Genomic DNA, 19,347 nt, shown 5'->3' with positions numbered 1-19,347 from the left:
CCTTACTTCGTGTCGCCATAGAAGACCCAATACTTCGACGCGAGGAAATTCACGCCGGTGAGCCCGGCGATGATGAGCAGCAGGACCCACGCCATGGCGGCCGCGTAGCCCATCTCGTAACTCTTGAAGCCCTTCAAGTACAGATACAGCGTGTAGAACAGCGTGGAATCGGCCGGACCACCCGTCCCGCTGCTGACGATGAACGACTGGGTGAACGACTGGAACGACTTGATCACCTCAAGGACCAGGTTGAAGAAGATGATCGGCGTCAGCAGCGGCAACGTGATCGAGCGGAACTGCCGCAGCCTGCCCGCCCCGTCCACCTGAGCCGCCTCGTAGTAGCTCTGCGGAATCTGCCGCAACCCCGCCAGGAAGATCACCATCGGCGCGCCGAACGTCCACACATGCAGCAGGATCAACGTCCCCAGCGCCGTGTCCGGATCGGAGACCCAACCGGCACCCTGAACACCGAAGACGCTCAAAACGGCGTTGACCAGGCCGTCGGAGCCGAAGATCTTCCGCCACAAGATGGCGACCGCCACACTGCCGCCCAGCAGCGACGGCAGATAGTAGATCGACCGGTAGAACGACAACCCGCGCAGACCCCGATCCAGCGCCAGCGCCAGCACCAGCGCGAAAGCCAGCTGCATCGGCACCGACACGACCACATAGACCGTGGTCACCTTCAACGAGGCCAGGAACCGCGTGTCGACGGTGAACAACTTGCTGTAGTTGTCCCACCCCACCCACTTGGCCGACTCCAGCAGGTTGTAGTCGGTGAACGACAGATACAGCGACGCCAGGATCGGGCCAATCGTGATCACGAACAGACCGATGAACCACGGCGCGAGGAAGACGTAGGCGGTACGCGCCTCACGCCGTCTGTGAGCGTTCACTTGCTTGGCGCGCCTCTTTCCCGGCGAGCTGACGTGGGATCGCCGGGGAGCGAGCGCACGTTCCGGGGTCACAGGGATTGAATCGGTCATGGACGCATGTGTCCCTCATTCCAGGCCGCCTGGGCACGGCGGGATCGGATAGCGCTTTCCTATAGGTGCGCCAAAAGTTTCGTCAACCCTTTGCAGGCGTTACATAGACGTTACCGATATATCGTGATCTATGTTTTGCCAGCTCACCGGGCTATCTGGCCAACCTGGTCCCCAGCTAAAATTTTCGACGGACTACAACCGGTTGCACTGTTCGGCTCGCCAGGACAGCAGCCTGCGGCTTGGAGTCGTCCTCGGAGAGACAGCCGACGGTCTACAACGGCCGGCCCTCGGCGTCGAGAATCGCACGAGCTACGAACGAGGCCACTGTGGCCAGAACGCCACCAAAACCTTCCGCCCGGCCCTACGATGTGCCACGAACCATGAAATCACGAAACGATCACGAACGCCGGAACGAGAGAGCCGCCCAGCCGGTCACGGGCGGCCGGCGCGCCGTGGCCTCTCGGCGGGGCCGGGTCGCCGCCATATTGGCGGCCGTGGTCGCCATCCCGGTGCTGGCCTACTCCGTACCCGCGATCGCGCTTGCCGGTCAGGTGCCGCGCGGCACGCGCGTCGATGGCGTCGACATCGGCGGTATGTCGGCGGCCGACGCACGCTCGAAGCTGGAGCGAGAGCTGAGTGAACGGGCCGCGCGCCCGCTGGCGTTGTCGGCGGCAGGTAAGACGGTTCGGCTGGTGCCGTCCGAGCTGGGGCTGACCTTCGATATCCAGGCCACGGTCGAGGCCGCGCTCAACGGCGCCAGCACTCCAACGGGAATCGCGCGCTCGCTGTTCGGTGGCACCCGTGACCTGCGGCCACGGGTCGCGGTCGATGAGCCTCGCCTTACCGCCAAGCTCGCCGACCTGGCCCGGAGCGTCGACGCCAAGCCCCGCGAGGGGGGCATTCGTTACCGCGGGCTCGAACCGCAGGTGATCTTGCCTAAGTCAGGCCGCGCCCTCGATCGCGCCGACGCGGCGGGAGCCGTACAAGAGGCCTATCTGAATGATCGCGGGTCGGTGGCGCTGAAGGTCCGGACGAGCCCGCCTGCGGGCTCGGCGGCCGAAGTGAAGCGTGTCGCCGGCGCCCTGGCCCGTACAGCTGTGGCCGCCCCGTTGACACTGGTCAACGGTGGCAAGAAAGCGCAACTGCCCACAGCGGGACTGGCCACGGGGCTGCGCTTCGTCGCCGACGGCCAAGGGGGGCTGATGCCCTCGTTCAACGCGAAGGACGTCCTGGCCGGCCTGGACAACCAGCTCGTCGCCGCGAGCCAGCGTCCGAAGGACGCCTCTTTCAAGATCGTGAAAGGCAAGCCTCAGGTCATGTCGGCGCGCCTGGGCCGCGGCATCGACGCCAAGGCGCTCAACAAGGCTGTCTCCGCCGCGCTTGCGGCCGGTCAGCGCAGCGTGCAGGTGCCGGTGACCGAGACGCAGCCGCGGGTGACCACCGCCCAGGCCAAGCAGCTCGGCATCAAGGAGAAGGTCAGCTCCTTCACCACTCGCCACCCCTGCTGCGCGCCCAGGGTGACCAACATCCACCGCATCGCCGACATCGTGGACGGCTACGTCGTCAGACCCGGCGAGACGTTCTCCCTCAACACCATCGTCGGAAAGCGGGACAAGGCACGCGGCTTCGTCGAGGCGCCGATGATCCTGAACAACCGGTTCGTCAACGACGTCGGCGGCGGGGTGTCGCAGTTCGCCACCACCATGTTCAACGCGGTGTTCTTCGGTGGTTTCCAGGATGTGCAGCACATGGCGCACCAGTACTACATCTCCCGCTACCCGCCCGGTCGGGAGTCCACGGTCTCCTTCCCGCAACCGGACTTCAGATGGCGCAACGACTCCCCCTACGGCGTACTGATCAAGGCCTCCTACACCAGCACCTCGATCACCGTCCAGTTCTGGAGCACCAAGCGCTTCGACATCGACTCGCAGAGCTCTGCCCGCTATGACGTCAAGCCCATCCCCACCCTCACCGAGTCCGGCCCCAAGTGCATCCCGATGGACGGGGTAGAAGGCTTCGCCATCGACGTCTGGCGCACCTTCAAACAGGACGGCAAGGTACAGCGCAAACAGAAGTTCCACACGGTCTACGCGCCCGAGCCACGTCTCACCTGCACCTGAAAGACCACTGGCAATTACTACGAGCCATAGTAGAGGCGCACCACAGCGTCGCGCGCTACCCGTCGGCCGCGACGAGCCGGATGGCCATGTACTGGCGCGCCGGCAGCGGAACCCGGAAGCTGCCCGAGTATGTGCCGGGCAGCCTTTCGACGGTCATGTTCCACGTGTCGATCACGTCGACCGTCCAGACCGTGCCGGGCTCCAGCGTGACGTCGCGGTAGGACGGCCGGTTGAAGCCGAAGTAGGCGATCAGGTAGCGCGCCGCCACGCCGCCCCAGGGGGTGTCCCAGTCGCTGGGCAGCGGGTCGAGCACACCGGTCGGTGATTCCTCGATGATCTGTTTGAGGAAGGCGATCCGATCCGGGCTGGAGCCGGTGAGTTCGCCGCCTTTGGACCACCACAGCTCTTCGCGCTCGTTGAGGTAGGTCTCCCCATGCCCCACGTAGCCGCCGCGCACCGCGCCTTCCCAGAACCGCCGGGTCATCTCATCACCCGTGATGTTGCCCCATCCTTGGTCGATGTCGCCTTCGTAGGCGCACTCATCGATGACGATGGGTTTGCCCCACTGCGCACGCCACTGGTCGGTGTTCTCGGCAGTGCGGTACACGTCGATGCGCTGCACACTCGCGTGGGTGATCCACGGCCGGCCGTAGTCGTAGAAGCCGAAGCAGTTGTGGATCGAGAGCAGGTGCCCGACCGGGTCCTCCTCGACCACGATCGCGGCCAGCCGCTCCCAGTCATCGACGCTCTTCGAGAACAGCAGGTCGTATTCGTTCGCGAGCGACCACCAGACATTCGGCAACGCCGACAATCGCCGTACGACGTACCGGAGGTAGCGGTCGTCCGCGGCGGTGCCCATGTCCGAGAAGCCCCAGCGGTCGTAGGCGTGAAACAGGATGACATCGGCTTCGACGCCGATCGCGGCGAGATCCGTGATCCGGCGCTCGAAAGCGCGGAAGTAGGCGGGGTTGACGCGAGTGAAGTCCCACGCACCATCGCTGTTCCGCTCGAACGGATAGAGCGGCGGCTCGTTGGCATTGAAGAGATACGACTTGGGGAAGGTCCCCATTCGGATCTTGGTGAACGGCGAGTCGGCAAGCGTACGCAAGGTCTGTTCCTGCAGCGCTTCGCTCTGGTGGGTCCAGGCGTACGCGGTCGTGCCGAGCGGCAGATGGCGAGTGCCGTCCGCGTACGAGAAGTGAAAACGGTCTGCCACCCGAACCGGCCCTCGCCCGGCACCGGCCGCCGCCGTGAGCTCGACGGTGACGCCGTCGAGGGAGGGCGTGGTCGCTTCCGTCGTGACGACCCAGCGTCCGGCCTGGTCGGGCAGCAGCCGGACGCGCCAGATCCCGTCGCCGTCGTAGAAGCCGCCGAGCCGACGTGTCGAGCCGTCGGGAGCGGTCGCGCGTGCGGACAACTCGACGTCGACGAACGGATTGCCATGGCTCGGTCCGGCGAGTACGAGCTCCCAGGTCGCCCATACTTCGCCCGCGGCGGGCGCGGACACCACTTCGGCCGAGGCGCGAGGCGTACCGGCCTGCTCATAATGGGCATCCGGCGTGATCGCCGGCGGATCGGAGCGTACGCCAGGGTCGCCGGAATCGAGGGCGGCGAGCTCACGCCACAGGCCATCGAGCTGCGCGGGGGCGAGCCGGGCGTGCGGACCGGCGGCCGTGATGTCGCCGAGGGCGCGTCGGCGTAGCTGTACCAGCAGCGGCGAGTTCACGACCCCGGGCAACGCGCGCTGGACGATGCCGCGGGCCTCGGCGTGGTCCAGAACGTCGGCGAGCAGACTGTGCGGCCCGAAGCTCCGGTCGCTCATGCCGTACCGCCCGGGCAGACGGTCCCGTTGTCCGGATCCTCGATGTCATGAGCCGGTGCGGTGCCGAGCAACGACCACAGGTAGTCGAGATGCGCTGCCATGTCGATCGAGCGGTCGTACTGCCACTGCTGCTGGAGACCGTCCGCGACCGCGATCATGATGCGGGACAGCATCTCGACGTCCAGCCCGGGCCGCAGCTCGCCCACGTCAGCGGCGTGTCTGATGTCGGCGACCACGTTTCCGGCGACCCGGCGGAAGCGCTCCCGGAAGTAGTCGTGCGCGGGGTGCTCCGCGTCGACTCCTTCCTGGATCAGCGCCGAGTACAGCTCCACGAGGCCGGGCACCTCGCTGTTGTGCCGGACGATGCGGGTGATGCGCGGTTCGACGGCGGCGCTGTTCGTGAAGGAGGCGGTGTCGCGTTCGTCGCGGCGACGGAGCACCTCGGTCAGGAGGTTCTCCTTCGAGCCGAAGTGGTGGAGCAGCCCTGCCTTGGTGATGTTCACCGCGTCGGCGATCTGCTGCAGGCTCATGTTGCCGTAGCCGTTCGCGGCGATCAGTTCGAGCGTGGTGTCGAGAATCTCCCGGCGCTTCGCCCGGCCCTTCTCATAAGGGCCCGGGCTGTCATAGGGGCCGGGGCGCGAGGGTATGGGGGATTCCCTGTCGGGCAACGGTGTTCCCTTCATCTCAGCTCTGCTGGCAGCGTATCCGGCACGGAACAATGCGTCGGCGGTGTCTCCGGGTACGTCGGAAAGGCTCGACTCGACCGCGGCCATCGAGCGTGGCAGGTCGAACGGCAGCCGTCCCTCCGGCTCCGCCATGCCGAGGACGACGTCGAGCGCCGCGCGGTCGGTGGCGCCGAACTCGGCCAGCAACGTGATCCCGGTGTCGAGAAACGGGGTGAGGATCGCGGGTCGATCCAGGCCCACCACGAGAGCTGTCGGCGCCACCGCCACGAGGCCGAGGATCCGGGCGATGTCGGCCTCGGCGAACTCGAGGCTGCCCGCGTGAAAGCCGCTTTCCAGCATGTACGTGTCGCGGGCCTCCCACGGCGCCGCGATCCGGACCACGACCAGGTCGGCGTCGCGCGGGTCGTCGACGATCTCGGCGGCCCCCGCCACAGCCGCCGGGTCGAGACCGTCGAGGTAGAGTCGCCCGGGCCGCAGCGGCAATGCGTCGAGCGGGGTGAGCGCGACCATCGCGCGGGCCTGGGCGGCCAGCCCCTCGGCGACGAACTGGGGCGCGCCGACGACGGCGACGGCCTCGTCCTCGGAGACGAACGGATCGTCGAACAGCCCGAGATCGAACTTCACCGCGAGCAGCCGGCGCGCGGACTCGTCGATCCGCGACTCGGGAATGTCGCCGTTTTCGACGAGGTCGATGAGGATGTCGACGCACTCCTCGCCGCCGAGCTGGTCACAACCCGCCGCCACGAGGCGGCGTACGCGCTCGCGCGGCGTGAGCTCTTCGGCGCCCCAGGCCCGCGCGGGCAGGCCGCGGCTCCCGTCGGGCGACAGCGCATCGGTGACGGGTCCCCAGTCACTGCACACCACGCCGTCGTAGCCGAGACGCTCGCGCAGCAGGCCGGTGATGATCTGCCTGTTGAAGCCGAAGCCGATCTCCTCGATCGGCTCGCCTTCCAGCTCGAGGCCCATCGGCATCCCGTAGTACGGCATGAGGCCGGCGGTGCCGGCGGCGATCGCCGCGCGGAAGGGCGCGAGGTGCTCCTCGAAGCGGCCGCCCGGGTATATCTGCTCGCGCCCGTAAGGAAAGTGGGGGTCCTCACCGTCGCGCTGCGGCCCGCCGCCGGGAAAGTGCTTGGTGATGCAGGCGACGCTGTCGGAGCCGAGGGTCGCACCCTGAAAACCCTCCAGGTACGCGACGACGAGGCGGGCGGCGAGTTCGCCGTCCTGGCCGAAGGTCGTGTACTGGCGGGCCCAGCGCGGCTCGGTCGCGAGGTCGACGGAGGGGTGCAGCGCCGCCCGGATGCCAAGAGCGAGGTACTCGCGTCGGGCGACGTCGCCGAATCGGCGGACGAGGTCGGCGTCGCCGATCGCGGCCAAGCCGATCTGGTCGGGCCAGGCGGAGAGGTCGGTCGCCGCGAAGGACGCGGCCGCGTTGTGCCCGAAACCGTGTCGCGGGTCGGTCGAGAGGGTGACCGGGATGCCGTGCGGGTTCCGTGCGGCGAGCTCCTGTACCGCGTTCTGCCAGCGCGCCATTTCCCGCGGGCCGGGCATTTCGGTCACGTTGAGGTGCGTGATGAGCTTGCCGCCGACGAGGTCGGCGGCGCCCACGCGGCCCGGTCGAATCGGCGCGTTCGAGACCTGGCCGTCGGCGGTCGCGACCACCTGGGTGTGGAACATGAGGCCGACCTTCTCGGCGAGCGAGAGGCGGGTCATGAGGTCGGCGACCCGCTCGGCAGTGGAGAGTCGCGGGTCCTCGTAGGGCTCCATCACGCCGTTGCCGTTCAGATCTCTGAAGCGCGGGCCGTTCCGCACGGTCAGCGTGTCAGCGGCGGCTGCCGGCGGTGTGGATGGCATGTGCGACTCCAGCTTCCTTGATCAAGCGCAGGTCCGGCGTACGGCATCATTGACATACCTACCACCGGTCAGTGTTTAATCTCCCATAACTGGTGCTCACACGCCACTGTGAGAACGTAGGGAGCCATCGCATGACCGTCCCCACGACGAGCTTCGACGGATACGTCGCCGTCCCGTTCCGCCCGCTCATCGACGGGATCGCCGAGCGCGGGGAGTTCGGCGACGACGACATCCAGATCGCCGCCTACGCGGGCACGGAGCTCGTGCTCGACATCGCGATCGGCCCCGAGATCACCCGGGAGAGCCTGCTCATCCCCTACTCCGTGTCGAAGAACACGATCGCCATGAGCATCGGCCTCCTCCTCGAACGCGGGCAGCTCGACCTCGACGCCCCGGTGGCGCGCTACTGGCCCGAGTTCGCCGCCGCCGGCAAAGCCGCGATCACCGTCCGCCAACTGCTCTCCCACCAGGCCGGCCTGCCGCAGACCGCGCCCCGGCTGACCCGTGACGAGCTCGCCGACACCGTACGCGGTGCCGAACTGCTCGCCGCGCAGCGCCCGATCTGGCATCCCGGCTCGGCCTTCGGCTACCACGCCGTGACCATCGGCATCCTCGGCTCCGAGATCGTGCGCCGCATCACCGGGCGGACCCTCGCCGAGTTCTACGAGCAGGAGATCCGCGGGCCGCGTGGCCTCGACTTCTATCTAGGGCTTCCCGAGGAGCTCGAACCGCGCGCTCTCGACCTGCTGCCGATGCGCCCGGTCACCGGCTCCGCCGCCCCGCCCTTTCCCCGCACGCCCGGCCAGCTCGGCCTCTACGTGATGGCGGGCGGCGCGCCCTCCGCGGACGAAGACGAGCGTCGTCGCCAGGCCCGGCGCGACCGCGCCATCGGCATGCCGGCCGCCGGCGCGACCGTGTCCGCGCGCGGCATCGCGGCCCTCTTCGCGGAGAGCACCGTGGGCCTGACCAGCGCGCCCCTGCTCTCCGCCGACACCATCGACCAACTGGCCCAACCTCAGGTGGCCGGCATCGACGAGGTGATCGGGATCGAGCGGCGCTACGGCATCGTCTTCCAGAAGCCCGTCCCAGGGCTCGTCTTCGGCGGATTCCGGGCTTTCGGCCACGACGGCATGGGCGGCGCGCTCGGCTTCCACGATCCGGAAACCGGGATCAGCTTCGGGTACACCGTCCGCCGCATGCCACCGCCCGGCGGCTGCGACGCCCGGGCACTCCACATCGCCCAGGCGATGCGGTCGATCGTCCGTCAAGCCTGACCGCTCAGGTGCTTAGCAAGACCCGCCACGCCGTCGCCACCGCGCCACGGACTGAAGTGGCATACAAGGGAGTATTCATGCACATCCGCACCGTCGTCGCAGCCGCCCTCGCTGTCGGCGTCACCATGGGTGTCGGCGCCTGCTCGGGCAGCGCGCCGCAGAACCCCAGCGGCGCCGCCACCAGCACACTGACCCTCGGCAGCACCGTCGCACCGCAGACGTTCGACCCCGCCGGGGTCGGCGACGCCAACTTCGTCCCCTATGCCCAGGCCGCCTACGACTCCCTCATCCTGCGCAAGCCGGACGGCACCTTCGCCCCCATGCTGGCGACCGACTGGAAGCTGTCCGAGGACAACAAGTCGATCACGCTCAACCTGCGCCCCAAGATCACCTTCAGTGACGGCACTCCCTTCGACGCCGAGGCGGCGAAGGCGAACCTCGAACACTTCCACGACGGCACCGGTCCGCTCTCGCGTGAGCTCGCCCTCCTCGATTCGGTCAAGGTCGTCGACCCGGACACCGTCACGCTGACCTACACCGAGCCCGATCCCGACATCCTCTACAACCTCTCGGACGCGGCCGGCCGCATGTCCAGCCCGGCCGCGCTCAAGAACCCGCAGAGCCTCGCCACGACCCCGGTCGGCTCGGGCCCGTACGTTCTCGACACCGCCGCGACGGTGCAGGGCTCGACCTACACCTTCACCGCACGTAAGGAGTACTGGAACCCGGAGCTGCAGAAGTTCGCCAAGGTCGTGTTCAAGATCTTCCCCGACGAAGTGTCGCTGGTGAACGCGCTCCAGAGCCGTCAGGTGGACGCCGCCAACCTCTCCGGCGCCGACAACCGCAAGGCCGCCACGGCCGCGGGCATCAAACATCTGACTCCGAACGACAGCATCTCGTGGATGGGCACGATCTTCTTCGACCGCGCCGGTTCGATCGTCCCGGCCCTCGGGGACAAGCGGGTTCGCCGCGCGATAGCCATGTCGTTCAACGTGCCGCAGATCCGCAAAGCCCTGATGGCGGACACCGGCGTGCCCGACACGCAGATCTTCCGGCAGTCCTCCCCCGGATACGACGAAGCGCTCAACAACGCGTACGCCTACGACGTCGCCGGCGCGAAGAAGCTCATGGCGGAGGCGGGTTACGCCAACGGCTTCGAGCTGACCCTGCCGATCAACGCGAACACCACGCCCGCCGCGATGGAGAACTTCAAGAACAGCCTCGGCGCCCTCGGCATCCGCGTCAAATTCGAGAACCTCGGCACGATCCCGCAGTATCTCGCGGGCCTGCAGAGCGGTAAGTACGCGATGTCCCCCGCCGTCTTCGGCGCGGGCCCGACCGACTGGATCGTGATCAACAACTACCTCGTCGAGAAGGCCACCTGGAATCCGCTGCACACGACCGACCCCAAGTTGTCCCGGCTGATCCAGTCCTACCCGGCCGCGGCCGAGAAGGACCACGCCAAGATCATCGGTGAGATCAACAAGTTCCTCATCGACAACGTCTGGTTCGATCCCTGGCTGTTCATCGAGGAGCAGTACTTCGTGGCCGGCCCCGTCAACGTGACGCTGCAGAAGAGCCAGAACATCCCGTCGATCTACAACTACGCGCCCGCCGGCAAGTAGGAAGCAGGCAGTCAAGGTGTTGGCGTTCCTCACGAAGAGAATCGGCGCGGGTCTGTCAGTGCTCCTGGTAGTCCCCTCCCTCACGTTCCTGCTCATGTTCGGCAACGCGGCCAACGCCGCGCGGCAGATCCTGGGTGAGAGCGCGACGCCCGAGCAGGTCGCCGCCAAGTCGGCCGAGCTTGGTGTCAACCGGCCGCTGTACGTCCAGTTCGTCGACTATGTCGGGCAGCTCTTCGTGGGGGACCTCGGCCGCTCCTGGTTCACGGCGGAGCCCATAGGCTCCCTGCTCGCCAGCCGGGCCACCGTCACCCTCACCGTCGTGATCGGCTCGATCCTGGTCTCGACGCTGCTGGCCTTCGCCCTGGGCATCGCCGCCGCGCTCCGCCGGGGCGCCCTCGACATCGCGCTTCAGGTGCTCGCGATCGTCGGCTTCGCGGTGCCGGGGTTCTGGCTCGCGCTGCTGCTCGTGTCGAACCTCGCGCTGCAACTGCGGCTGTTTCCCGCGACGGGATTCGTCGCCTTCACCGCCTCGCCCGGCCAGTGGCTGGCCTCGATCACCCTGCCCATCGTCGCGCTCATGGTCGGCGCGGTCGCCGGCGTGGCGCAGCAGGTGCGCGGTTCCGTGATCGACGTCCTCGAACAGGATTACGTGCGGACGCTCCGCGCGCGCGGCCTGCCGTCCTGGCGGGTCGTCGCGCACGTCCTGCGCAACGCGAGCGCGCCGGCGCTGACGGTCGTCGCGCTCACCTTCATCGGCACGCTCAGCGGTGCCGTCTTCGTCGAGCGCATCTTCGCGCTCCCCGGCCTCGGCCTGGCCGCCACGAACGCGGCGGTCAACGGCGACGTCCCGGTCATCATGGGCGTGGTCCTGGTGATGACCACCATCGTCGTACTGGTCAACCTCGTGGTCGACCTCGCCATCGGCCTGCTCAACCCGAAGGTGCGTCTTTCATGAGTCAGCTCGTCCCGATCCCGGCCCCGACAGCGGTGCCGGCACGGCGCGGCGTCATCAGCAAGGTGGTGCACGACCCGCTCGGAGTCATCTCGCTGGTGGCCCTGCTGCTCATCGTGCTCGCGACCGTGCTGGCGGCCGTGCTCGCCCCGCAGGACCCGGCCCGGTCGTCGCTCGACGACATCTTCGCCCCGATCTCCGCCGCGCACCCGCTCGGCGGCGACAGCGCCGGCCGCGACCTGCTCTCCCGGCTTCTGTACGGCGCCCAGGTCAGCCTGCTCGGCGCGACCATCGCCCTGCTCGCCTCGCTCGTCATCGGTCTGCCCGCGGGGCTCATCGCCGGCTATTACGGCCGGACCTTCGACTCGGTCAGCTCGTGGGCGTCCAACCTGCTCCAGGCGCTGCCCGCGATCATCGTCCTGCTGGCGCTGCGCACGGTGTTCGGCCCCTCCATCTGGACGTCGATGGTCATCTTCGGCGTCATTCTCGCGCCCGGCGCCTACCGCCTGGTGCGTGCCACGGTGAGCGGGGTACGCAACGAGCTCTACATCGACGCCGCCCTGGTGTCCGGCCTGAGCGACACCAGGATCATCGCCCGGCACATGCTTCGCGTCGTGCGAGGGCCGCTCATCATGCACAGCGCGATGGTGCTGGCGATCTGCATCAACATCCAGGCTGGACTGGAGTTCCTCGGCTTCGGCGACCCTCAGACCGCTAGCTGGGGCTCCATGCTCAACGAGGGCTTCCTCAACATCTTCCAGGCTCCGCAGATGCTGTTCTGGCCGGGTCTCGCCCTCTTCCTGACCTCGGCCGCCCTCGCGCTGGTCGCGAGCAGCCTGCGGGATGCCCTGCAGGCCGGCGCCGCGAAGCCGGTCCGCCGCCGTAGCGTCAAAGCTCCTCCGGCCGGGAACGGGGCGGTCCCGTCGGACGCGCTGCTCTCGGTCCGCGATCTGCGTGTCGCCTACAGCGGCGGCTCCGTCGAGGTCGTACACGGAGTCTCGCTCGATGTCGCGCACGGCGAGGTCGTCGGCCTCGTCGGCGAGTCCGGATCGGGCAAGACCCAGGTCGCGCTCTCGGTGCTCGACCTGCTGCCGACCGGCGGCCAGGTCACCTCCGGGGCGATCGCGCTCGCCGGCGAGCCACTTCTCGGTCGCTCGGCCTCGTTCCTGCGCACCGTGCGTGGGCACCGGATCGGCTACATCCCGCAGGAGCCGTTGAGCAACCTCGACCCGTCGTTCCGGATCGGCAACCAGCTGAGCGAAGTCGTCCGGGTGCACCTCGGCCTCTCCCGCGCGGCGGCTCGTGACCGCGTGCTCGACCTGCTCGCCCGGGTGGGCATCCCGGACCCGGCGCGTACGTACCGCGCCTTCCCGCACGAGATCTCCGGCGGTATGGCGCAACGGGTCCTCATCGCCGGTGCCGTGTCCTGCGATCCCGAGCTGCTCATCGCCGACGAGCCGACCACGGCACTCGACGTCACGGTGCAGGCCGACATCCTCGACCTGCTCCGTGACCTGCAGCAGGAGAAGGGTCTTGGCGTGCTGTTCGTGACGCACGACTTCGGTGTCGTGGCCGACATCTGCGATCGCGTCCTCGTGATGAGGCAGGGCGAGATCGTCGAGGACGGGCCCGCTGAGGCGATCTTCGACACGCCGCAGCACGACTACACCCGGTCGCTGCTCGGCTCGATGCTCGACGGGCGGCCCGCTCGGCTCGCCCGCGTGAAGGCTACGGGGGACGGTCGTGCCTGAATCGCTGCTTGAGGTGCGAGACCTCATTGTCGAGTACCCGTCGAAGGGTTTCCGCGCGCAACCGTTCCGTGCCCTTCACGGGGTCTCGATCAACGTGAAGGCCGGCGAGACCGTCGGTCTGGTCGGCGAGTCGGGCTCGGGCAAGACCACACTCGGGCGCGCCATTCTCGGCCTCGCCCCGGTGACCGGCGGCTCGATTCGGTTCGAGGACCGGGAGATCGGGCATGCCTCGCGCCGTGAGCGTCGCGGGCTCGCGCGCGAGCTGCAGGTGGTCTTCCAGGATCCCTACACCTCGCTCAACCCGAGCATGACGGTCGGCGACATCCTCACCGAGCCACTCTGGATCACGGGCGTCAAGCGTCAGGCCGCCAAGGCGCAGGTACGCGAACTCCTCGACAAGGTTCAACTGCCGAAGGACGCCGTGGACCGCTATGCGCGGGAGTTCAGCGGCGGCCAGCGCCAGCGAGTCGCGATCGCCCGGGCACTCGCACTGCGGCCGAAGCTCGTCGTCTGTGACGAGCCCGTGTCGGCACTGGATCTGTCGACCCAGGCGACCGTGCTCGATCTGTTGATCGAGCTGCAGGAGTCGCTCGGCGTGGCCTACTTGTTCGTCTCGCACGACCTGGGCGTCGTGCGCTACATCAGCCATCGGGTGGCGGTGATGTATCGAGGGGAGCTGGTCGAGGACGGGGACGGGGATGTCGTGACGTCACGCCCCGAGCATCCGTACACGCAGCGCCTCCTGCTCGCGGCGCCCATCCCGGATCCGATCCGGCAGGAGGCCAACCGAGCCAACCGCCACCGCCTGCTCGCCCAGCAGGCCGAGCAGGACGAGCAGGCGGGGCTTTGATCCTGAGTGTGGCGTGGTCGGTGCCGATCAGTCGCTGTCACCCGTGGACAGCCAGTCGTCGATCATCTGCTGGATGTCCTTCGGGTCGATCTTCTCCTTCTTCTGGCAGGGGTCGGATTTCTGGGTCCGCATGAACTGGACCCAGGTGAGATCGATGGGGTTGCTCAGACCACCGCCGCTCAGCGTGGAGGTCGTGACCGTCACGGTCACCTGCAACCCCGGCTCCGCGGTCTTGATCTCGCAGGGGTCCGATGTGGGGGTGTTGTCGAACGGGATGCCGCTCGGCGGGAGGCCGGACGGCGCGCTGCTGTAGGTGGCCGGAATCCAGGTCGACGGTGACGGGCCGCCGCCGGGGCCGCCGCCCCCTGGGCCGCCGACCGCGGGCGCTCCGGGGATCGGCTGGAGCGGGACCGGATTGAGGACCACCTCGATCGGGATGGTTATCTCACCATCTGTGTTGATGAAGTGGCAGATGCTGTCGATGTCGGTCTCCTCGCACACCTCATCCGGATGAGCCAGCGCCCATTCCTCGAACTGCTGGTCGGCGTCCGGGTCCTCGGCGGAGGCCTGCGCGTCCACATGGACGCGGTTGAAATCGGGCCCGTTCGGGAACCAGGCGGGGAACTCGTTGGTCATCCAGGTCGCCAGCGCCTGTCCGAGCACCACGGCGCCCGGCTCGTTGGGGTGGAAGCTCTCCTGGTACGCCGAGAAGAACCGGAACTGCGCGAAGATGCTGCCCCGGTAGCGCACCCCGTTGAAGTACGAGTCCGGCTGGCCGAGCTCGTGACCGGCCACCACGCTGGTGTTGTTCGGCCCCGCCGTGTTCGGGTCGAACACGTGCACCTTGACGTTCGGGAACCTGACACGGAACCGGTCGACCGCGTCCTTGATCGCCTTGTTCACCTCGACGGCGAACGGATACATCAGGTCCAGCGCCGCGCCGGAGATCTGCGTGGTGTCAGAGTTGCCGGACTGTTTGATGGCCAGCGGGTAGAGCGCGACGATGATGTCCGCCTGGTTCGCGGCCTTGTTCACCTCCACCAGGCCCTGTTCGACGTTCGCCGAGACCTGCGGCATCTTCTGGATCAGCCGGTTGACCTCCATCTGAACGGCGCGGATCTGCCGGGCGACCCAGTTCGCCCTGGTCCACCGCCAGAAGTACACGTCGAACGCGGTGGACATCAGCGACCCGAAGCCGGCGTCGTTGCCGCCGAGCCCGAAGTAGACGAGGTTGGTGTTGGAGGGGACGCCCTGGAGCTGGGGCGCGTTCCTGATGGCGGTGCACTTCTTGCACTCGGTCTGCGGCTGGGTGAGGTGTATGGTCTCGGCCCCGGACGACGCGTTGAAGATCATCCGGTCGTTGCCCCACGTGGTGGGGATCTCGGTGGGGAAGACCGTGTAGTCGCCGAGCTGGTAGCGGTTCACCTTCAGGTAGTCGAACGCCAGAAGGAACGGCGCGAGCCCGCTCTGGTGCCGCCAGTCCTCGTCGCCGTTCGGCTTTCCCTTGTAGACGTGGTTCCGGCTCGCGCCTTCACCGCTCGTGTAACTGTCGCCGAAGCCCGCCCAGATGAGCGGCACCGGCGTCGGCTGCACGGTCGGCGGGATGGTGGGCGGAGGGACAGGCGTGAGCGTCGGTACGGTCGGCGGCGTTGTCGGCCGGACGGTCGGCGGTCCTGCGCTGGCCGGAACGCCGCTCAACATGGTCGTGGCGAGTGCGGCCACGACTCCGATCAGGCCGAACCGCGATAACCGGCGCGGTGGGTGCATGAGCCTGCCTTCCTGTTCGGAGGGAACGAAACGGGTGGCATTGCTGCACGCATCATCCGCCGCCGGGCCGCCGCTAACATCAGGTGCTCTCCGCCCGACCACCCTGAGCCTTAAGGGCCTCGGTGTGCGGTACAAAGCAGAACGTGACCTCACTTCTGCCCGGATATCAGCGCGAATGGCTGCGCGGTGATCTGCTGGCCGGGCTCACCGTGGCCGCTTACCTGGTCCCCCAGGTCATGGCGTACGCCACGGTCGCCGGGCTGCCTCCCGTGGCCGGGCTGTGGGCCAGCCTGGCCCCGCTGGCGCTGTACGCGCTCCTCGGCTCCTCCCGGCAGCTGTCGATCGGCCCCGAGTCGACGACCGCGCTCATGACGGCCGCCGCCATCGGCCCGCTGGCCGGGGGTGATCCGGGCAGATACGCAGCGCTCGCGGCCGGTCTGGCCGTCGTCGTCGGGCTGCTCGCGCTGGTCTGCTGGTTGCTGCGGCTGGGGTTCGTCGCCGACCTGCTGTCCAAGCCCATCCTGGTCGGCTACCTGGCCGGCGTGGCGGTCATCATGATCGTCAGTCAGCTCGGCAAGCTCACCAGGACCTCGGTGTCCGGCGACACCTTCCGTGACCAACTGGTCTCCTTCGCCGGCGGGTTGCCAAAGCTGCATCCGTGGACGCTGCTGCTGGCCGGGACCGTCCTGGCCTTCCTCTTCCTGCTGCAGTGGCGCTGGCCACGGGCGCCCGCGCCCCTCCTCGCCGTGCTGCTGGCCACCGGCTGCGTCACGGTCTTCGGACTGGAGCGCTACGGGATCAAGGTGGTCGGCACGATCCCCTCCGGGTTGCCGATCCCGGCCATGCCGGCCCTCGGCGCGCTCAGCGATCTGGCGCTGCCCGCCCTCGGCGTGCTCCTGGTGGGCTACAGCGACAACATGCTCACCGCGCGTTCCTTCTCCGCCAGGCACAACCAGGAGATCAACGCCAACCGGGAGCTGCTCGCCTTCGGCGTGGCCAACGTGGGCGCCGGGGTTCTGCGTGGGTTCCCGGTGAGCAGCAGCGGCAGCCGTACCGCGCTCGGCGACGCGGCGGGCGGCCGCACCCAGCTTTACTCCCTGGTGGCCCTGGTGGGAGTGGTCGCGGTGCTGTTGTTCGCCGGCCCGTTGCTCACCCACTTCCCCGCCGCCGCGCTCGGCGCCATCGTGGTCTACGCGGCTTTCCGGCTGATCGACCTGGCAGAGTTCCGCAGGCTGGCCGCCTTCAGGCGCAGCGAACTGCTGCTCGCTCTCGGCGCGTTCGCCGGGGTGCTGGTCTTCGACATCCTGTACGGGGTGCTGCTCGCGGTCGCCTTGTCCGTGGCCGAAATGCTGGCCCGCGTGGCCCGCCCCCACGACGCGATCCTGGGCCTCGTGCCGGGGCTGGCCGGCATGCACGACGTCGACGACTATCCCGAGGCGCGCATGGTGCCCGGCCTGATCGTCTACCGCTACGATTCCCCGCTCTTCTTCGCCAACGCCCAGGACTTCCGGCGCCGCGCTCTGGCCGCCGTCGACCAGCATGAGGGCGAGGTCTCGTGGTTCGTGCTCAACGTCGAGGCCAACGTCGAGGTGGATGTCACCGCCTTGGACGCCGTCGAGGCGTTGCGCGCCGAACTGGTCCGCCGGGGCCTCGTGTTCGCGATGGCCAGGGTCAAGCAGGACCTGCGCACCTCACTCGATGCCTACGGGCTTACTGCCGCGATCGGTCCTGAGCACCTGTTTCCGACGCTGCCGACCGCGGTGGCCGCCTTTGAGCAGCAGTCAACTCGCCCAGGGGACGGGCCTCCTGCGGTCAGGGGCGAGGAGTGAGCTCAGCCGCGGTCGGCTGTTTTTAGCAGTCCTTATCGCGCTATTTAGACGCCCTTCGATGAGAAGGCGAGCGAGCAGCGTGGAACGCTACGGCGCCTTGTAACCCAGAAGGTAGGGGCCGGAACCACTGGAGGAGTTCACTCGGTAGCGGTAGTAGCCGTACGTGCCGGTGTAGGTGATCTTCTCGTCAGGGTTCGGTCCTTCGGCGGCGGCGACGGTGACCCAGCCCCGACCGTTCCACTTTTGCAGGTAGAGGTCGAAGTCGGTGCCGTCGGGACCGTCCAGGCAGGCCGAGTGCACCCCGCTCACGCCCGAGTAGTAGTAGAGGTTGTTCGGCTGGTAGGCGGACCCACCACTGGCCAGGGTGCCGGTGACGGTGTGCGGGAAGCCGGTGCAAGTGCCCGTGGTCGGCGGCGGAGGGTTGCCCGCGGTGGTCACCAGGCTCAGGCCGTAGGTTATGAGGATCTCGTTGATCGGCTGGAAGTAGGTGGTGCCGCCCGAATCACAGTCACCGGAACCGCCGGAGGTGACTCCCTGGGCCTGGTCGACGGAGATGAAGGAGCCGCCGGAGTCACCGGGCTCGGCGCAGACGTTGGTCCGGGTGAGCTCGAAGATGTTGCCCTGGGGGTAGGTGACGCTGGCGTTGCGCTGCTGAATGGTGCCGCAGTGCCAGTCGGTGGTGGAGCCGGACCGGCAGACCGAGGAACCCTCGATGGCTTCCCTGGACCCCGCGACGCTGACCACGCCGCCGCTGCCGTTGTTCACCGATGGCTTGGGCGTCCAGTTGCTGTTGACGCCGATCCAGGAGAAGTCACTGCCGGGGAAGGTCGACGCCTGGAAGGTGCCCTGGGCGACCCGGTTGAAGCCGGTGGTGGTGTTGCCCGCCTTACCGCAGTGACCGGCGCTGACGAACCCGCGCTGGGTGCCTTTGACGACCGAGAAGCCAATCGAGCAGCGGGCCGAGGTGCCGATGTAGTAGGGGTCGCCACCCACCAGGTCGTACAGGGGCCGAGGCCGCTCACCGGACGCCAGCACCCTCACCGCGGACGTGTCCACACCGATGCCCTTGATGATGTCCTCGGTCTTCATGGGGTCTTCGGACAAGACCGTGACGATGTTGTTGCGCACGTCGACATAGCGCACACTGCCCACGTTAGGGGGATGGGCGGGCAGCGCGGCGTCAAGCTTGTCCTTGATCACATGGAGCTCGGCCAGCGACCGGGAGACGACCTCTGGCCGAGCGCCCGCGGCGAGGATCTGGGGGATGTCGGAGGCCCGGGCGGTGCCGACCACGAGGGTCTGGGCAATGGTTCCCGAGAGCCAGGAACCGCCGAATCGGCTACCGAGCCTGCGGCGGAGTTGGGTCGCGATCGGTGTCAGTCGGATCTCGTTGAGCAGCCGGGCTTGGACCTGTGCGGCGCTGAGACCAAGGTCACGCTGAAGTGCCTCGACCATGCCCGGCGGTGGTTTCCGGACGCCCGCATTGACCGCGGCACCCGCGGTCTCGGGCTGGGCGACGGCCGGAGCGTCCGTCAGGGTAAGGACGCTGACTGCCAAAACACATCCCAAGACGGCGGTACGTCTGCGCGCCATGATCTCTCCTCTACCTCGATTTCCCATCAAGGGGGGGAGATCGCCACGCACCACTCAATGATCACGCGATCCGGGCAACGCCACCATAAACCAGCTCACGCCCACCAGGGCTGAACAAGCCCCACGCCACGCCAGGAAGCAATTGCGAGCACAATCAACCGGGCAGTTCGCGCTTTGCCGTACTGTCTCTGGCGGTTTATTTGGGCCGTATACGGACAACAGGCCTGCACCCCTTCGATCC

The 19,347-nt window shown here is 67.9% G+C and carries 12 protein-coding genes; 7 read left to right on the top strand and 5 right to left on the bottom strand.

All coding sequences use genetic code 11. The features are described from left to right. Positions 1–2: 2 nt before the first annotated feature. Complete coding sequence (locus KLK06_RS12250) at positions 3–986, bottom strand: carbohydrate ABC transporter permease (RefSeq protein WP_214635466.1); 984 nt, start codon at positions 984–986, stop codon at positions 3–5. 380 nt (positions 987–1,366) lie between these two features. Here KLK06_RS12250 and KLK06_RS12245 point away from each other — a divergent pair, with 380 nt between their 5' ends. Then, positions 1,367–3,106 (top strand): VanW family protein, encoded by a 1,740-nt coding sequence (locus KLK06_RS12245; RefSeq protein ID WP_214635465.1) that lies wholly within the window; start codon positions 1,367–1,369, stop codon positions 3,104–3,106. A gap of 55 nt (positions 3,107–3,161) precedes the next feature. Here the strand turns inward: KLK06_RS12245 and KLK06_RS12240 are convergent, their stop codons facing one another. Further along, positions 3,162–4,928, bottom strand: a complete 1,767-nt coding sequence (locus KLK06_RS12240; RefSeq protein WP_214635464.1) for a DUF5605 domain-containing protein — start codon at positions 4,926–4,928, stop codon at positions 3,162–3,164. Further along, a complete protein-coding gene (locus tag KLK06_RS12235) occupies positions 4,925–7,465 on the bottom strand; it encodes a glycoside hydrolase family 3 N-terminal domain-containing protein (protein ID WP_214635463.1) in 2,541 nt (846 codons plus the stop codon). Before KLK06_RS12235 ends, KLK06_RS12240 begins: the two co-directional genes overlap by 4 nt. Positions 7,466–7,596: 131 nt before the next feature. Here KLK06_RS12235 and KLK06_RS12230 point away from each other — a divergent pair, with 131 nt between their 5' ends. The 5 genes from KLK06_RS12230 (at position 7,597) to KLK06_RS59780 (ending at position 13,917) form a co-directional block, all read left to right on the top strand. Continuing rightward, the gene (locus tag KLK06_RS12230) at positions 7,597–8,739 is read left to right on the top strand and encodes a serine hydrolase domain-containing protein (RefSeq protein WP_214635462.1); all 1,143 of its coding nucleotides are present in this window, start codon (positions 7,597–7,599) and stop codon (positions 8,737–8,739) included. A gap of 77 nt (positions 8,740–8,816) precedes the next feature. After that, positions 8,817–10,364 carry an ABC transporter substrate-binding protein gene (locus KLK06_RS12225; protein WP_214635461.1) on the top strand — a complete coding sequence of 516 codons (1,548 nt, stop codon included), beginning with the start codon at positions 8,817–8,819 and terminating at the stop codon, positions 10,362–10,364. Between the two features lie 16 nt (positions 10,365–10,380). Then, the gene (locus tag KLK06_RS12220) at positions 10,381–11,319 is read left to right on the top strand and encodes an ABC transporter permease (RefSeq protein WP_308168210.1); all 939 of its coding nucleotides are present in this window, start codon (positions 10,381–10,383) and stop codon (positions 11,317–11,319) included. Beyond that, positions 11,316–13,067, top strand: a complete 1,752-nt coding sequence (locus tag KLK06_RS12215; RefSeq protein WP_250905185.1) for a dipeptide/oligopeptide/nickel ABC transporter permease/ATP-binding protein — start codon at positions 11,316–11,318, stop codon at positions 13,065–13,067. The genes KLK06_RS12220 and KLK06_RS12215 overlap by 4 nt, the downstream gene beginning before the upstream one ends. Continuing rightward, positions 13,060–13,917, top strand: a complete 858-nt coding sequence (locus KLK06_RS59780; RefSeq protein ID WP_308168209.1) for an ATP-binding cassette domain-containing protein — start codon at positions 13,060–13,062, stop codon at positions 13,915–13,917. Before KLK06_RS12215 ends, KLK06_RS59780 begins: the two co-directional genes overlap by 8 nt. Before the next feature lie 27 nt (positions 13,918–13,944). Here KLK06_RS59780 and KLK06_RS12210 read toward each other — a convergent pair whose 3' ends face one another. Continuing rightward, the gene (locus KLK06_RS12210; protein WP_214635460.1) at positions 13,945–15,684 is read right to left on the bottom strand and encodes a hypothetical protein; all 1,740 of its coding nucleotides are present in this window, start codon (positions 15,682–15,684) and stop codon (positions 13,945–13,947) included. Positions 15,685–15,827: 143 nt separating this feature from the next. On the opposite strand from KLK06_RS12210, the gene KLK06_RS12205 reads away from it, so the two are divergent. After that, entirely contained in the window at positions 15,828–17,513 is a 1,686-nt protein-coding gene (locus tag KLK06_RS12205) for a SulP family inorganic anion transporter (protein ID WP_214635459.1), read from the top strand. Between the two features lie 87 nt (positions 17,514–17,600). Here the strand turns inward: KLK06_RS12205 and KLK06_RS12200 are convergent, their stop codons facing one another. Continuing rightward, the gene (locus KLK06_RS12200; RefSeq protein ID WP_308168208.1) at positions 17,601–19,070 is read right to left on the bottom strand and encodes a S1 family peptidase; all 1,470 of its coding nucleotides are present in this window, start codon (positions 19,068–19,070) and stop codon (positions 17,601–17,603) included. Positions 19,071–19,347 lie beyond the last annotated feature (277 nt).

The sequence above is a fragment of the Nonomuraea sp. NEAU-A123 genome (assembly GCF_018603905.1).
GTDB lineage: Bacteria > Actinomycetota > Actinomycetes > Streptosporangiales > Streptosporangiaceae > Nonomuraea.
Note: the sequence above shows the minus strand (reverse complement) of the source record. Positions and strands in the feature narration are given on the sequence as shown.

Bases quoted from the DNA above. Each gene is read 5' to 3' on its own strand.
- KLK06_RS12245 (WP_214635465.1), top strand. From the start codon at position 1,367: ATGAAATCACGAAACGATCACGAACGCCGGAACGAGAGAGCCGCCCAG.
- KLK06_RS12210 (WP_214635460.1), bottom strand. From the start codon at position 15,684: ATGCACCCACCGCGCCGGTTATCGCGGTTCGGCCTGATCGGAGTCGTG.
- KLK06_RS12235 (WP_214635463.1), bottom strand. From the start codon at position 7,465: ATGCCATCCACACCGCCGGCAGCCGCCGCTGACACGCTGACCGTGCGG.
- KLK06_RS12230 (WP_214635462.1), top strand. From the start codon at position 7,597: ATGACCGTCCCCACGACGAGCTTCGACGGATACGTCGCCGTCCCGTTC.
- KLK06_RS12240 (WP_214635464.1), bottom strand. From the start codon at position 4,928: ATGAGCGACCGGAGCTTCGGGCCGCACAGTCTGCTCGCCGACGTTCTG.
- KLK06_RS12215 (WP_250905185.1), top strand. From the start codon at position 11,316: ATGAGTCAGCTCGTCCCGATCCCGGCCCCGACAGCGGTGCCGGCACGG.
- KLK06_RS12225 (WP_214635461.1), top strand. From the start codon at position 8,817: ATGCACATCCGCACCGTCGTCGCAGCCGCCCTCGCTGTCGGCGTCACC.
- KLK06_RS12250 (WP_214635466.1), bottom strand. From the start codon at position 986: ATGACCGATTCAATCCCTGTGACCCCGGAACGTGCGCTCGCTCCCCGG.